Origin of the sequence: Roseovarius sp. 217 (genome assembly GCF_000152845.1) — a bacterium.
Classification (GTDB): domain Bacteria; phylum Pseudomonadota; class Alphaproteobacteria; order Rhodobacterales; family Rhodobacteraceae; genus Roseovarius.
On sequence record NZ_CH902584.1, the window covers coordinates 1578562 to 1592552 of the forward strand.

Genomic DNA, 13991 nt, shown 5'->3' on the forward strand with positions numbered 1-13991 from the left:
ACCCGGCATGCACCCGCGTGCCGGGTTTTTTGTTGCGCCACCTCCCTGTGCGCTGCATCTTGCCGCTCAGGCGCGACTCACCCCGAGGCGCCGGTTGACCCAAAAAGGAACCCCATATGAAACGTAGCTTCACCGCCCTCCTGATCCTCGCCGCCAGCCCCGCCGCGGCGCATCTGCCCGAGGGCGAATACGGCTCTTTCCTCGCCGGGGTCACGCATCCGCTCTTCGGCCTCGATCATGTGCTGGCGATGATCGCCGTTGGCCTCTGGGCGGCGCAAATCGGGGGCCGCGCCCTCTGGACCGTGCCAAGCGCCTTTGTCCTTGCCATGATCACAGGGTTTCTCGCGGCTCTGGTCGGCCTGCCCCTGCCGATGGTCGAACCGATGATTCTAACCTCGATCATGGCGCTTGGCCTTGTCGTGGCGCTCGCCCTGCGCCCCGCGCCGGGGCTGGCCATGGCACTCGTGGCCCTTTTCGCGCTCTTTCACGGCCACGCCCATGGCGGCGAACTGGGACAGGCGCAGGCGCTGCAATTCGGCGCGGGCTTTGCCATCGCCACGGCGCTCCTGCATGCGGCGGGCTTGCTCATCGCCTTTGCCGCGGCGCGCGAAACGCGCAACGCCAGCGTTCTGCCGTTGCGCCTGATGGGCGGCGCCACAGCGCTCGCCGGGGCCTATATCGCCTTCGGCTGACTGGGACGCACCTGTCTCAGGACACTTCGACCTCAAGATGCAGCTTCATCTCGATCAGCACCTGCTGCAACTGCGTCGTCTCGCGCAAGAGCCGCTTGGCCTCATTGACCGTGATCCTGCCATCCGCGATGCTCTGCTGATACTCGGCCATCAGCAGAGCAAACCGCTGTGACAGCGCGATCACGTCGCTGTTCACATTGGCCCGCTCCTGCGCGTTGCGCCGCTCTGCGATCAGGCTCAGACTGACACCGCCCAACTCCGCCAGCGCGCTCGTCACATGCGGATAGCTGGCAGCAGCCTCAAGCGCCGCCACGGAATCGACGGGCATGAACCGGTCGGCATGTTCCTCGTGGTCGGAGTAATAGCGCCCCAGCGTGGCCTTTGATTTTTGCCGGTCAACTGACAGGCCGCTTCGATGCCCACATCCTTGACCAGCGCTTCGGTGTGCTTTTTCAGGTAACTTCCCGTCGTCGACATACGCTTTCCCCAACTCAGCCCCTGTCCCGGGGGCTACCCTTGCTTGATTTTCCCTTACTGACTTTGTGGTACGATGTCATTTCCAATTTGATCCAAGGGTTTGCGCAGGCCTCAGCGGCGCTCGATCAGAACCGATCCCACCGAATAGCCCGCCCCAAAGGAACAGATCAGCCCCCGCTCTCCCGGTTGCAGGTCCTCGGAATACTTGGAAAAGGCAATGATCGACCCGGCAGAGGATGTATTGGCGTAATCCTGTAGGATATTCGGCTGTTCCTCCGGCTCAGGCACCCGTCCCAGTACTTTGCGCCCGATAAAATCATTCATCGCCTTGTTCGCCTGATGCAGCCACAGCCGCCGCAGATCATCCGGCGCGACACCTTCCTCTGCGAGATGCCCCAGAATATGCGCCGAGACCATCGGCAACACCTCCTTGAACACCTTGCGCCCCTCCTGCACGAACTGCATATCCCGCCGATCCATCAGACCGTCGGGGCGCGTGCGGCGCAGAAACCCGTTGTTATTGCGGATATTGTTGGAAAACTGCGTCGCACAGCGGGTCGAGCGGATCACGAAATGCGGCCCCTTGGCCTCGTCCGCCGCCTCGATCAGCACGGCGGTACAGACATCGCCAAAGATGAAATGACAGTCGCGGTCGCGCCATTCCAGATGCCCCGAACAAATCTCGGGGCTGACCACTAGCGCCCGCTTGGCCGATCCGCCCCGGATCATGTCGGCGGCGGCCTGAATCCCGAATGTAGCCGAGGAACAGGCGACATTCATGTCAAAGGCAAAGCCACCCGCGCCCAAAAGCTGTTGAATCTCGATCGCAATCGCCGGATAGGGCCGCTCGTGGTTCGAGGCGGCGCAGATGATCAGATCCACTTCGGACGCCGCCCGCCCCGCTTGTGCGAGGGCCTGCGCACAGGCCTCCATCGCCATTTCCGCCATGATCCCCGGCTCGTCATCCCGGCGCTGCCGCAACAGCGGATGCATCACCTCGGGGTTCAGCACGCCCGCCTTGTCCATCACATGCCGCTGCTCGATCCCCGACGCGCTGACAATGAATTCCGGCGAGGACATGCCCTTGGCCTCGATCTCACCCGCCGCAATCTCTGACGCATGGCGCGTGTTGAACGCCTCGGCATAGGCGTTAAAGGTGGCGACCAGTTCCTCGTTGGTGATCACCTCGGACGGTGTGAACACCCCCGTTCCCGTGATTGCGGGCAAACCCATTCTTGTTCTCCTCACAGATTTGATCAGATCACCTTAGTCCCGCCGCCGGGTCAAGCCCAACGTCGCGCCGGTTCTAGCACTGTCGCCCTTAGGCTCAGTCCTCGCCCTCCACCTGACCGCGCAGCGCCTTGACCTCGCCGCGCTGCTTCTTGGCAGCAAGGCGGCGTTTCTTCGATCCCAGTGTCGGTTTGGTCGCCACGCGCCGTTTGGGCGCGACCGAGGCTTGGCGAATGAGATCGGCCAGACGGTCCCGCACGATTTCCCGATTACGGGTTTGGCTGCGGGTCTCATCGCATTGCAGCACGACCGCCCCCTCCTTGGTCCAGCGCCGCCCGGCCAGACGCCTTAGCCGCGTCTTGACCGGCGCGGGCAAGTTGGGCGACCGCTCGGCCTCGAACCGCAATTCGACAGCACTCGACACCTTGTTGACGTTCTGCCCACCCGGCCCCGAGGCGCGCATGAACTGCTCGGTCAATTCCCAGTCCTCGATGGCGATCTGATCGGTGATATGCAGCATGGTTCCGGCCTCAAAACTCTGCCCTTGATACAGCATCCCGGCGGGATTGCGAACCTGTACACAACCCGCGTCCACAATGGACATCCTGTACACTAGGCCGCCGCCCGCTCCAGCGCCGGATAGCGCAGACCCAGCGTGATGCCCCGCGCCACGAAACTGATCAAGAGCGCCAGCCATAGCCCGTGATTGCCCATTGTGGGAGCGAGCAACAGTGCCGCACCGATATAGACCAAGAGGCTCAGCGCCATCATGTTGCGCATGTCGCGGGTGCGCGTGGCGCCGATAAAGACCCCATCAAGCATATAGGAAGCCAGCCCAAGAATTGGCGCAAGCGCCATATAAATCAGATAGTTACGGGCCTCTTGCTGCACCTCCGGTGCCTTGGCCATCAGGTCAATCAACGCCCCGCCAAAGCTGGCAAAGACGACCGCGAGGGCCACACAGACGACCAAGCCCCAGACACTCGTCAAGAGCGCCCCCCGCCGCAGATGCGCAACAGAGCGCGCCCCAAACGCCCGGCCCACCAGCGCCTCGGCGGCAAAGGCGAACCCGTCCAACGCATGCGAGGTGATACTCAGGAACTGCAAAAGCACCTGATTTGCCGCCAGCGTGACATCGCCAAAATCGCTGCCCCAGAACAGGAACGAGATGAAAATAATCTGCAACATCAATGACCTGAGCAGGATGTCGCCATTGACCGAGGCCATGTTCTTCAGCCGTTCCCGGTCAAATACCCGGGGCCAGTCACACCACGCTGGCACCGCAAACGCATCGCGGCAGAACCAGAACCCAAGCATCAGACCGCCCCATTCGGCGATCACCGTCGCCCGTGCAACACCGGCGACACCCCAGTCGAGGCCCAGCACAAACCACAGATCCAAAAGGATATTTATCCCGTTCATCACCAGTTGCAAAAGCAAAACCGCCCGCGTGCGCTCTTGCGCGATGAGCCATCCGGTCATGCCGAACAGCGCAATCATCGCCGGTGCGCTCCAGACCCGGATCGCCATATACTGCCGCGCAAGGCCCTCGACCTCTTCGCTCGCCGGTGAAAGCTGAAAAGCGGCCCAGAAAACAGGCACTTGCAGGATGATCAATGCCAGCCCGCCTGCGAATCCGATCATCAGCGCGCGCGTCAATAGCGCGGCCACCTCGCCCACTTGTCCTGCCCCCTGCGCCTGACTGGTCAGGCCCGTGGTGCCCATCCGCAGAAAGCCGAAAAGCCAATAAATTCCGGTAATTATGACCGCGCCAATGCCCACCGCGCCAATCGGCGCGGCGGTCCCCAACTGTCCCACGACGCCAGTATCCACCGCGCCAAGGATCGGCACTGTGGCGTTGGAAATTACAATGGGAAGGGCGATTTTCAGGACACGGGCATGCGTGACCGCCCGCGCGACCTCAGCCATCGCGACGCGGCATCAGGAAATGCCCCGTGGCTTGGGCAAAGGGACGGCTGCGATTGTCCTGCCACGCCTCGACATGCACAGAGGCATAGCGGCGGCCAGAGCGGTTGACCTGCGCCCGCGCATAGGCATCGCGCGGCAGGCCAGAGCGCAGATAATCCACTGTAAAATCAATGGTTTTAGGTAATCTCGGCAGCTTGCCTCCGACCACCGTCTCAGGATCGAACGCGCCGCTTTCGATCTCTTCCCAGAGCATACCCCAGCTCAAACCAATGATTGCCGTGATCTCTAAAAACGCTGCCGTCGCCCCGCCATGTAGCGCGGGCAGCATCGGATTGCCGATCAGCTTGTCCGCAAACGGCATCAAGGCCGTCAACTCATCGCCGCGCCGATCAAACTGCACCCCGAGAAAGCCGATATAGGGCACCCCCTCGACCAGCGCCTTGAGCGCCGCATCACGCCGCTGTTTGACCACCTGCACAGGTTCGGGACGGGCGCGGGCCATCATTTGCCCTCCACGGTAAAGGTGCCGGTGGCCGTCGCCACAGGCCGCGCGTCGTCGTCATCCATCGCACGCGCCCGCACAAACGCCACAGAGCGCGTGATATGATAGCATTCCGCATGCGCGCGGACCCGCTGCCCCGGCGTCGCCGGACGCATATAGTCGATGCGCAGATCAATCGTCGCCGTGCCGCCGGGCGAGGCCGGATGGCTCATCGCCGCCGCCCCGCAACAGGTATCCATCAACGCCGAAACCGCGCCGCCGTGAATAACCCCGGTCTCGGGGTCGCCGACAAAGCGTGGATCGTAATCCATCTCGATCTCGGCCTCACCGTCGCCCATCGTCACCAACCGCATCCCAAGCGCGCGGGCATGCGGTAGGGCCTGCATGAATTGCTGTGCGATCTTGGTCCTTGCGTCGGTCATGCTATTCCCCGCGGATCGTGATGCGCCCTTTATGATCCCTAATCCGCACAAGCTGCAAGAGCACCGGTTGCATGGGCCGCATCTTGGTCCTAACGTCAAGAGAGCGAGGGGGCCTGCCCATGTCGGATAAAAAACTGTCCTTCAAGGAAATGTGCGCGACATATGATGTCACGCCGCGCACCCTGCGCTATTACGAATACATCGAACTGTTGCAGCCTGAACGTGACGGGCGGGCACGCTGGTACGGCCCGCGCGAATGCGCGCGCATGACCCTGATCCTGCGCGGTCGCAAATTCGGTTTTGCGCTGGAAGAGATCCGGCAATGGCTTCTCATTTACGAGAAAGAGGGCACGACTGCGCAGATGCAGAGCTGGATTGCCCTAGCCGACCGGCAGCTTGCAGAACTGGCCGAACAGCGTCGTCAAATTGACGACGCGATGGCCGAATTGAAGAAGTTGCGTGACGACACCGCGTCCAGCCTGTCCTGAAAGGCTGACGCAAGGGAAAGAAAATTTCCCACGGGACGCGCTTACCTTGCCTTATCTTACGTCAACTTCAAAGTGACGCGACGTAGCGGTTACGTAAAGCCGCCTGGCTGTTGTAACCATGGCCCATGATCCGCAGATTGTCGGTAAATGTGCTCTGATATGGGTAAACCAATGACCGACGATATGATGACAATCCGCCAGATGTGCGACGTGTTCGAGGTAACGCCGCGCACACTGCGCTTCTACGAGGCCAAGGAGCTGCTCTCGCCCCGACGGGTCGGGCAAAAGCGGCTCTTTACCCGGCGCGACCGGGCCCGGCTGAAACTGATCCAACGCGGCAAGCGTTTCGGGTTCAGCCTCGAAGACCTGCGACAGTTGCTCGATCTCTACGACAAGGGGGATCAGCAACACAGCCAGATTGCTGGCGCCTATGCTGTGGCGCGGACGCGTCTGGCCGAAATGGAGAAACAGCGCGACGAGCTGGAGGCTGCAATCTCTGAGCTGCGCGAACAGATGACATGGGGCGAGCGTATGCTGGCCTCGATCAAGACCAGCCAAAAAGCCGCCGAGTAATCCGGTCCGGCACCTGTTTTAGGGAGAGAGACATATGCCAAGCTACACCGCCCCCACCCGTGACATGCAATTCGTGCTGCACGAGGTTCTGAACGTGTCCGAACAGACAACGCCCGGCTATGCCGAGCTCGAGCCTGACTTTACCAAGGCCGTTCTGGAAGAGGCGGGCAAGATTGCCTCCGAGGTGCTGATGCCGCTCAACGCCGTGGGCGATACCGAGGGTTGCGTCTTGGAAAACGGCGTGGTGCGCACGCCCAAGGGCTTCAAAGAGGCCTTTGAGCAGATGAAAGCCGGCGGCTGGACGGCCCTCGATCTGCCCGAAGAATTCGGCGGGCAATACATGCCCTATATCCTCGGCACGGCAGTGGGCGAAATGTTCTCGGCCGCCAATCAGGCCTTTACCATGTATCAGGGGCTGACCCATGGCGCGGCCTCTGCGATCCTCGTGCATGGCACCGACGATCAAAAGGCCACCTATTTGCCGAAAATGGCCAATTGCGAGTGGACCGGCACCATGAACCTGACCGAGCCGCATTGCGGCACCGATCTGGGCCTCATGCGCTCCAAAGCCGAACCGCAGGGTGACGGCAGCTACAAGATCACCGGACAGAAGATCTTTATCTCGTCCGGCGAGCATGACATGGCCGACAACATCATCCATCTGGTGCTGGCCAAAATCCCCGGTGGCCCCGAGGGGATCAAAGGCGTGTCGCTCTTCATCGTGCCCAAGTTCATCGTCAAGGAGGATGGCAGCCTTGGCGACCGCAATGGCGTGACCTGCGGCAAGATCGAAGAGAAAATGGGCATTCACGGCAATTCCACCTGCGTGATGAACTATGACGGGGCCACCGGCTGGCTCTTGGGCGAAGAGCACAAGGGCATGCGCGCCATGTTCACCATGATGAACGAGGCCCGGATCGGTGTGGGCATGCAAGGGCTGGCACAGGCCGAGGTCGCCTATCAGAACGCGCTCGCCTATGCCAAGGACCGGCTTCAGGGCCGCGCCGTGACCGGCGCGGAAAACCCCAACGGCCCCGCTGACCCGTTGATCGTGCATCCCGACATCCGCCGCTCGCTGATGGATCAAAAGAGCTTTATCGAGGGCGCGCGCGCCTTCATGCTCTGGGGTGCGGAACTCATCGACCGCTCGCATCGCGGCGATGACGCCGCCGCCGAGGGGCTGATTTCGCTGATGACGCCGGTGATCAAGGGCTTTCTCACCGACGAAGGCTATGACATGACCGTGCTGGCGCAGCAGGTCTACGGCGGGCATGGCTATATCGAGGAATGGGGCATGTCGCAATTCACCCGCGACGCCCGCATCGCCATGATCTACGAAGGCGCCAACGGCGTGCAGGCGCTCGATCTGGTGGGCCGCAAGCTGGCACAGGATGGCGGCAAGCATGTCATGGCCTTCTTCGATCTGGTCAAGACCTTCCTCAAGGAAAACGAGGGCAACGACGCGCTCAAGTCCGATTTCCTCGATCCGCTCAAAGCGGCCTCCAAGGACCTGCAAGCCTCGGCCATGTTCTTCATGCAGAACGGGATGAAGAACCCCAACGCGGCGCTGTCCGGCTCCTATGACTTCATGCACCTCTTTGGTCATGTCTGCCTGGGGTTGATGTGGGCACGGATGGCGAAATCGGCCCATGCGGCGCTGGAGGCGGGCACTTCAGATGAGGCGTTCTACAAGACCAAGCTGGCAACGGGCCGCTTCTACATGAAGCGCCGCCTACCCGCGACCGCCCTGCATCTGGCACGTATCGAGAGCGGCGCGGATACGGTCATGGCGCTCGAGGCCGAGGCGTTCTGAGGAGACACCGCAAGGGAGGAGGGACAGATGCCGAAACGCTTTCGCCTCACGCGCCGCTTCAACGCGGCGATGACCGAGGATGGCTACCGCCGCCTGCGCCGGTTTGCGCAGGACTCGGGGCTGGACGAGGGCGAGGCGCTGTCCTTCCTCTTCGAGAATTTCGACAGCGTGATCAACGAGGAAACCTTTGCGCATCGCCTCAGGCTCTTCAATTCAGAGTTGGACGCGCGCAAACGCTGAAACCGCGGGGAAGGGAGGCCCGGCCATGACGTGGATGACAGACGAGCATCAGATGCTCTCGGACATGACCGCCAAGTTCATCACCGATGAATGGCGGCCGCATTTCGCCCGCTGGCGCAAGGCGGGCATCATGGACCGCGACTGCTGGCTTGAGGCGGGTGCCCTGGGCCTGCTCTGCCCCTCCATCCCCGAGGAATATGGCGGCGCAGGCGGCGATTTCGGTCATGAGGCGGTGATCTGCATGGAACAGGGCCGCGCCAATCTGGCAAGCTGGGGCAATCCCATTCATTCCGGTATCGTCGCACATTATATCCTCGCCTATGGGTCTGAGGCGCAAAAACGGAAATGGCTGCCCAAGATGGTCTCGGGCGAGATGGTCGGCGCGCTCGCCATGACCGAGCCCGCCGCCGGGTCGGATGTGCAGGGCATCAAGACCCGCGCCGTGCGCGACGGCAACGCCTATCGTCTTTCGGGGCAAAAGACCTTTATCACCAACGGTCAGCACGCCGAACTGATCATCGTTGCGGCCAAGACCGACCCCAAGGAAGGGGCCAAGGGCATCTCCTTGGTGGTTGTGGAAACAGAGGCCGCGCAGGGGTTCACACGCGGGCGCAATCTCGAAAAGGTCGGGATGCACGCGGGCGATACCTCGGAGCTTTTCTTCGACAATATCGAAATCCCACCCGAGAACATTCTCGGCGGCGAAGAGGGGCGCGGCTTCTACCAGATGATGCAGCAACTGCCGCAAGAGCGCCTGATCATCGCCTGCGGCGCGCAGGGCGCGATGGAGGGCGCGGTGGAACGCACCATCACCTATTGCAAGGAACGCGAGGCCTTTGGCGGCCCGATCCTGCAATTTCAGAACACCCGCTTCAAACTGGCCGAATGCCAGACCAAAACCGCCGTCTGCCGCGCCTTTCTCGATGCGTGCATCACGGAACACATGCGCGGCGACCTCAGCGTGGAAAAGGCTGCGATGGCGAAATACTGGCTGACCGACAGCCAAGGCGAGGTGCTGGATGATTGCCTGCAACTGCATGGCGGCTATGGCTACATGCAGGAATATGACATCGCCGAGATGTGGGCCGATGCCCGCGTGCAGCGCATCTATGGTGGCACCAACGAGATCATGAAAGAGCTGATCGCGAGGGCGCTGTGAGGGTCGGAGCGGTGGTCCGCAGTGCAGGGTCGGAACCGGGGGTCTCACACCCCCGGACCCCCGTGGAGTATTTGCGGCAAGATGAAAAGCGCAGGTGCACCCTGCCCGGCGCGCAGGCCATTTGGCATCAGTCACCGGAACAGGGCTTCACCTTGCGCGGTCATCGGCTCTCCAGCCTGTACCGCATCGCCGATCAAGCCACATCTCAGTTAATACAGGGTAAATCCGGATCGGCTTCATCTTGCCAAAAATACTCAAATTCGACATCGCAACAGGAACCCAACACATGACGATCAAACTCTACTGCTTTGGCGAGAGCGGCAATGCCTACAAGGCGGCGCTGGCCCTCGAGCTTTCCGGTCTCGACTGGACGCCGGTTTTTGTCGATTTCTTCGGCGGCGAGACGCGGCAGCCCGCGTTCCGCGAGGTCAATGTCATGGGCGAGGTGCCGGTGCTGGTCGATGGCGACGTGACCCTGACACAATCGGGTGTCATGCAGATGTATATCACCGAGAAGACTGGCAAATTCGGTGGGACCACGCCGGAAGAGGCGCGCGAGGTGATGCGCTGGATGTTCTGGGACAACCACAAGCTCAGCAGTCCGGGCGGCATGACCCGTTTCCTGATCAACTTTCTGCCCGAGGATAAGCGCCCTGAGGCTGTGATCCCCTTCACCCAAGCCCGGCTCAAGGCCGCCTACACGACGCTCGACACGCATCTTGCGGGGCGCGACTGGATCGTGGGCGAGGCCATGACCAATGCGGATATGAGCTGCTGTGGGTATCTCTATTACCCCGAACCCTTCGGCTTTGACCGCGCCGAGTGGCCCAATATCGACCGGTGGCTGAACAATGTCAGCGCCACGCCCGGCTGGAAACACCCCTATGACCTGATGCCCGGCAGCCCCGCTGACCGCGCTTGAACGAAGGAGACCGATATGTCTGATGCTTATATCTACGACACCCTGCGCACCCCGCGTGGCAAGGGCCGCAAGGATGGCGCGCTGCACGAGGTGACGGCCGCGCGCCTCTCGGCGCAGGTGCTGAACGCGCTGAAATCCCGCAACGGACTCGATGGTCACGCCGTCGAGGACGTAATCTGGGGCAATGTCACGCAGGTGATGGAGCAGGGCGGCTGCCTTGCGCGGACTGCCGTGCTCGCCTCTGATCTCGATGAGAGCATCCCCGGCCTCGCCATCAACCGCTTTTGCGCCTCTGGCATGGAGGCGGTGAACCTCGCCGCCAACCAGATCAAGGGTGGCGCTGGTGAGGCCTATATCGCGGGCGGGGTCGAGATGATGGGCCGCGTCGCCATGGGCAGCGACGGGGCGGCGATTGCCGTGGACCCGTCGATTGCGATGGACACCTATTTCGTGCCGCAGGGCATTTCGGCGGATATCATCGCCACCGAATACGGCTTTAGCCGCGATGAGGCGGACGCGCTCGCCGTGGAATCGCAGCGCCGGGCCAAGGCGGCCTGGGATGACAAGCGGTTCGCGAACTCCATCATCGAGGTGCAGGATCAGAACGGCCTGACCATTCTCGACCATGACGAATACATGCGCCCTGGCACCGACATGCAGACACTGGGTGCGCTCACCCCGGCGTTTCAGGCGATGGGCGAGGTGATGCCGGGCTTTGATGTCGTGGCCAGGATGAAATATCCACATCTGGAGCGGATCAACCATATCCACCACGCCGGCAATTCCTCTGGTATCGTCGATGGCGCAGCAGGCGTCTTGATCGGCTCCAAGGCATTCGGCGAGAAATGGGGACTCAAGCCGCGCGCCCGCATTCGCCAGACCTGCAAGATCGGCACCGATCCGACGATCATGCTGACCGGTCCCGTGCCCGCCACGCAGAAAATCCTCGCCGACAGCGGCATGTCGATCTCTGACATTGACCTCTTTGAGGTGAACGAGGCCTTTGCATCGGTGGTCCTGCGCTTTCAGCAGGCGTTCAATGTCGACCCGAGTCTTGTCAACGTGAACGGTGGGTCCATCGCCATGGGCCACCCGCTGGGGGCCACGGGGGCCATCATCATCGGCACACTGCTGGATGAGTTGGAGCGCACGGGCAAGGGCACCGGCCTTGCCACGCTCTGCATCGCCTCCGGCATGGGTGCCGCCACCATCATCGAACGCGTGTAAGAGGAGATGACCAAGATGACTGATTTCACGATGGAAAAAGGCGCCGACGGCGTCGCGATCATCACCTGGGACACGCAGGGCAAGTCCATGAATGTGATGAACACCCAAGGCTTTCTCGACCTCGAGACGCTGATTGACGACGCGCTGGCTGATGAGGCCGTCAAGGGTGTGATCCTCACCTCCGGCAAACCCGGCTCGTTTGCGGGCGGCATGGACCTCAACATCATCGCCAAGATGCGCGATGATGCGGGCGAAAATCCCGCCAAGGGGCTCTTTGATGGGGTGATGTGGATGCATGCCATCCTGCGCAAGATCGAGCGCGCCGGCATGGACCCCAAGACCAACAAGGGTGGCAAGCCGATTGCGGCGGCTCTCCCCGGCACGGCGCTTGGCATCGGGCTTGAGATCCCGCTCGCCTGTCACCGCATCTTTGCCGCGGACAATCCGTCGGCCAAGATCGGCCTGCCCGAGATCATGGTGGGGATTTTCCCAGGCGCAGGCGGCACGACACGCCTTGTGCGCAAGCTGGGCGCGATGGCCGCCTCGCCGCTCCTGCTCGAAGGCAAGCTCAATGATCCGAAAAAAGCCAAAGCCGCCGGTGTGGTGGATGAGGTGGTGCCGGCCGATCAACTGATCGAAAAGGCCCGCGAGTGGGTGCTGAGCAACCCCGTGATCGTCAAACCCTGGGATGACAAGGGCTATAAAATGCCCGGCGGCGCGCCCTATCACCCGGCGGGCTTCATGACCTTTGTCGGGGCTTCGGCCATGGTCAATGGCAAAACCCAAGGTGCCTTTCCGGCGGCCAAGGCGCTCTTGTCAGCGGTCTATGAAGGCGCGCTCGTGCCCTTCGACACCGCCCTCAAGATCGAGGCGCGCTGGTTCGTCAACGTGCTGATGAACCCAAGCTCCAGTGCGATGATCCGCTCGCTCTTCATCAACAAGGAAGCGCTGGAAAAAGGCGCGAACCGTCCCGACGTGCCCGATCAGCGCGTGAAGAAAGTAGGCGTCATGGGGGCCGGCATGATGGGGGCGGGTATCGCGCTCGTCTCCGCCATGGCGGGCATGCAGGTGGTGCTGATCGACCAGAAACAAGAGGCGGCGGACAAGGGCAAGTCCTACACCGCCGATTTCATGGATCAGGGCATCAAACGTGGCAAGGCCACGGCTGAGAAGAAGGCGGCAACGCTCGATCTCATCACCGCCACCACGGATTACGCGGCGCTCAAGGGCTGCGATCTCATCATAGAGGCGGTGTTCGAGGACCCGAAGGTCAAGGCCCAAGTCACCAGAGAGGTGCTCAAGGTGGTGGACAAGGACTGCATCTTTGCCACCAACACCTCGACCCTGCCGATTTCTGAACTGGCCAAGGCGTCTGACAATCCTGAGAATTTCATCGGCATCCACTTCTTCTCGCCGGTGGAAAAGATGATGCTGGTCGAGATCATCAAGGGTCACAAAACCGGCCCCCGCGCCGTTGCCAAGGCGCTCGACTATGTCCGGCAAATCCGCAAGACGCCGATTGTGGTCAATGACGCGCGGTTCTTCTACTGCAACCGCTGCATCATCCCCTATATCAACGAGGGTCTGCGCATGGTGGCCGAGGGCATCGCGCCCGCGCTCATCGACAATGCCGCGCGCCAGCTTGGTTTCCCGGTGGGACCGCTGCAACTGGTCGATGAGACCTCGATTGACCTCGGTGCCAAGATCGCCCGCGCCACCAAGGCGGCGATGGGCGACGCCTATCCGGATGCCGCGGTCGATGAGGTGATCTTTTACATGGAAGGCGAGGGGCGTCTGGGCCGCAAATCCAAGGCCGGGTTCTTTGACTATGACGACAAGGGCAAGCGTCTGGGGTATTGGCCGGGGCTTGCCACGCAATACCCCCGCGCCGCCGAACAACCCGACTTGCACGAGGTTCAGCAGCGTCTGATGTTCGCGCAAGTGCTCGAGGCGGTGCGCGCCCTAGAAGAGGGTGTTCTCGAGGATATCCGCGAGGGCGACGTGGGCGCGATCCTGGCCTGGGGCTTTGCGCCTTGGTCGGGCGGGCCGTTTGCCTGGCTCGACATCATCGGCACGCCCTATGCCGCAGAGCGGTGCGATCAGTTGGCCGAGAAATTTGGCCCGCGTTTCACGACACCCAAACTGCTGCGCGAGATGGCGGACAATACCCAGAGCTTCTATGGGCGCTTTGGCGGTCAGGCGGCCGCAGCCTGACCATAAAACAGAACCCGGCGCGCCTTGTTCGTGCGCGCCGGGCTTTTTCTTGGATCAAATACTCATATCTTTTCGTTGGCCGATCCCACAGGCGAGGGTGAGG

General features: G+C 61.9%; 14 protein-coding genes and 1 pseudogene. 9 read left to right on the forward strand and 6 right to left on the reverse strand.

The window, feature by feature from the left end:
- Positions 1 to 116: 116 nt before the first annotated feature.
- Positions 117 to 692: a HupE/UreJ family protein gene (locus ROS217_RS07490; protein ID WP_009817099.1), complete on the forward strand. Its 576-nt coding sequence runs from the start codon at positions 117 to 119 to the stop codon at positions 690 to 692.
- A 16-nt stretch (positions 693 to 708) separates the two neighbouring features.
- Here ROS217_RS07490 and ROS217_RS07495 read toward each other — a convergent pair.
- The 6 genes and pseudogenes from ROS217_RS07495 to ROS217_RS07520 form a co-directional block, all read right to left on the reverse strand.
- Positions 709 to 1169, reverse strand: a pseudogene (locus tag ROS217_RS07495) (phage regulatory CII family protein).
- 111 nt (positions 1170 to 1280) lie between these two features.
- Positions 1281 to 2402: a beta-ketoacyl-ACP synthase III gene (locus ROS217_RS07500; protein WP_009817101.1), complete on the reverse strand. Its 1122-nt coding sequence runs from the start codon at positions 2400 to 2402 to the stop codon at positions 1281 to 1283.
- Positions 2403 to 2496: 94 nt separating this feature from the next.
- Positions 2497 to 2919, reverse strand: a complete 423-nt coding sequence (arfB, locus tag ROS217_RS07505) for an alternative ribosome rescue aminoacyl-tRNA hydrolase ArfB (protein ID WP_040651213.1) — start codon at positions 2917 to 2919, stop codon at positions 2497 to 2499.
- Positions 2920 to 3011: 92 nt separating this feature from the next.
- Positions 3012 to 4328, reverse strand: coding sequence for an MATE family efflux transporter (locus ROS217_RS07510; RefSeq protein ID WP_009817103.1), 1317 nt, complete (start codon positions 4326 to 4328; stop codon positions 3012 to 3014).
- Positions 4321 to 4830, reverse strand: coding sequence for a PaaI family thioesterase (locus ROS217_RS07515; protein WP_009817104.1), 510 nt, complete (start codon positions 4828 to 4830; stop codon positions 4321 to 4323). Before ROS217_RS07515 ends, ROS217_RS07510 begins: the two co-directional genes overlap by 8 nt.
- Positions 4830 to 5252, reverse strand: coding sequence for a PaaI family thioesterase (locus ROS217_RS07520; protein ID WP_009817105.1), 423 nt, complete (start codon positions 5250 to 5252; stop codon positions 4830 to 4832). The genes ROS217_RS07515 and ROS217_RS07520 overlap by 1 nt, the downstream gene beginning before the upstream one ends.
- A gap of 119 nt (positions 5253 to 5371) precedes the next feature.
- Here ROS217_RS07520 and ROS217_RS07525 point away from each other — a divergent pair, with 119 nt between their 5' ends.
- The 8 genes from ROS217_RS07525 (at position 5372) to ROS217_RS07560 (ending at position 13888) form a co-directional block, all read left to right on the forward strand.
- Positions 5372 to 5740 carry a MerR family transcriptional regulator gene (locus tag ROS217_RS07525; protein ID WP_009817106.1) on the forward strand — a complete coding sequence of 123 codons (369 nt, stop codon included), beginning with the start codon at positions 5372 to 5374 and terminating at the stop codon, positions 5738 to 5740.
- 171 nt (positions 5741 to 5911) lie between these two features.
- A complete protein-coding gene (locus ROS217_RS07530) occupies positions 5912 to 6313 on the forward strand; it encodes a MerR family transcriptional regulator (protein WP_009817107.1) in 402 nt (133 codons plus the stop codon).
- A 34-nt stretch (positions 6314 to 6347) separates the two neighbouring features.
- Positions 6348 to 8126 (forward strand): acyl-CoA dehydrogenase C-terminal domain-containing protein, encoded by a 1779-nt coding sequence (locus ROS217_RS07535; protein WP_040650435.1) that lies wholly within the window; start codon positions 6348 to 6350, stop codon positions 8124 to 8126.
- 27 nt (positions 8127 to 8153) lie between these two features.
- Positions 8154 to 8366: a hypothetical protein gene (locus ROS217_RS07540; RefSeq protein ID WP_009817109.1), complete on the forward strand. Its 213-nt coding sequence runs from the start codon at positions 8154 to 8156 to the stop codon at positions 8364 to 8366.
- Between the two features lie 25 nt (positions 8367 to 8391).
- Positions 8392 to 9525 (forward strand): acyl-CoA dehydrogenase family protein, encoded by a 1134-nt coding sequence (locus ROS217_RS07545; protein ID WP_009817110.1) that lies wholly within the window; start codon positions 8392 to 8394, stop codon positions 9523 to 9525.
- 286 nt (positions 9526 to 9811) lie between these two features.
- Positions 9812 to 10447 carry a glutathione S-transferase family protein gene (locus tag ROS217_RS07550; protein ID WP_009817111.1) on the forward strand — a complete coding sequence of 212 codons (636 nt, stop codon included), beginning with the start codon at positions 9812 to 9814 and terminating at the stop codon, positions 10445 to 10447.
- Positions 10448 to 10462: 15 nt separating this feature from the next.
- Positions 10463 to 11674 carry an acetyl-CoA C-acetyltransferase gene (locus ROS217_RS07555; RefSeq protein ID WP_009817112.1) on the forward strand — a complete coding sequence of 404 codons (1212 nt, stop codon included), beginning with the start codon at positions 10463 to 10465 and terminating at the stop codon, positions 11672 to 11674.
- A 15-nt stretch (positions 11675 to 11689) separates the two neighbouring features.
- Positions 11690 to 13888, forward strand: coding sequence for a 3-hydroxyacyl-CoA dehydrogenase NAD-binding domain-containing protein (locus ROS217_RS07560; RefSeq protein WP_040651215.1), 2199 nt, complete (start codon positions 11690 to 11692; stop codon positions 13886 to 13888).
- The last annotated feature ends 103 nt before the right edge of the window (positions 13889 to 13991 follow it).

Excerpts from the sequence above, each read along its gene's own strand:
- ROS217_RS07490 (WP_009817099.1), top strand. The coding sequence starts at position 117 with ATGAAACGTAGCTTCACCGCCCTCCTGATCCTCGCCGCCAGCCCCGCC.
- ROS217_RS07500 (WP_009817101.1), bottom strand. The coding sequence starts at position 2,402 with ATGGGTTTGCCCGCAATCACGGGAACGGGGGTGTTCACACCGTCCGAG.
- arfB (WP_040651213.1), bottom strand. The coding sequence starts at position 2,919 with ATGCTGCATATCACCGATCAGATCGCCATCGAGGACTGGGAATTGACC.
- ROS217_RS07510 (WP_009817103.1), bottom strand. The coding sequence starts at position 4,328 with ATGGCTGAGGTCGCGCGGGCGGTCACGCATGCCCGTGTCCTGAAAATC.
- ROS217_RS07515 (WP_009817104.1), bottom strand. The coding sequence starts at position 4,830 with ATGGCCCGCGCCCGTCCCGAACCTGTGCAGGTGGTCAAACAGCGGCGT.
- ROS217_RS07520 (WP_009817105.1), bottom strand. The coding sequence starts at position 5,252 with ATGACCGACGCAAGGACCAAGATCGCACAGCAATTCATGCAGGCCCTA.
- ROS217_RS07525 (WP_009817106.1), top strand. The coding sequence starts at position 5,372 with ATGTCGGATAAAAAACTGTCCTTCAAGGAAATGTGCGCGACATATGAT.
- ROS217_RS07530 (WP_009817107.1), top strand. The coding sequence starts at position 5,912 with ATGACCGACGATATGATGACAATCCGCCAGATGTGCGACGTGTTCGAG.
- ROS217_RS07535 (WP_040650435.1), top strand. The coding sequence starts at position 6,348 with ATGCCAAGCTACACCGCCCCCACCCGTGACATGCAATTCGTGCTGCAC.
- ROS217_RS07540 (WP_009817109.1), top strand. The coding sequence starts at position 8,154 with ATGCCGAAACGCTTTCGCCTCACGCGCCGCTTCAACGCGGCGATGACC.
- ROS217_RS07545 (WP_009817110.1), top strand. The coding sequence starts at position 8,392 with ATGACGTGGATGACAGACGAGCATCAGATGCTCTCGGACATGACCGCC.
- ROS217_RS07550 (WP_009817111.1), top strand. The coding sequence starts at position 9,812 with ATGACGATCAAACTCTACTGCTTTGGCGAGAGCGGCAATGCCTACAAG.
- ROS217_RS07555 (WP_009817112.1), top strand. The coding sequence starts at position 10,463 with ATGTCTGATGCTTATATCTACGACACCCTGCGCACCCCGCGTGGCAAG.
- ROS217_RS07560 (WP_040651215.1), top strand. The coding sequence starts at position 11,690 with ATGACTGATTTCACGATGGAAAAAGGCGCCGACGGCGTCGCGATCATC.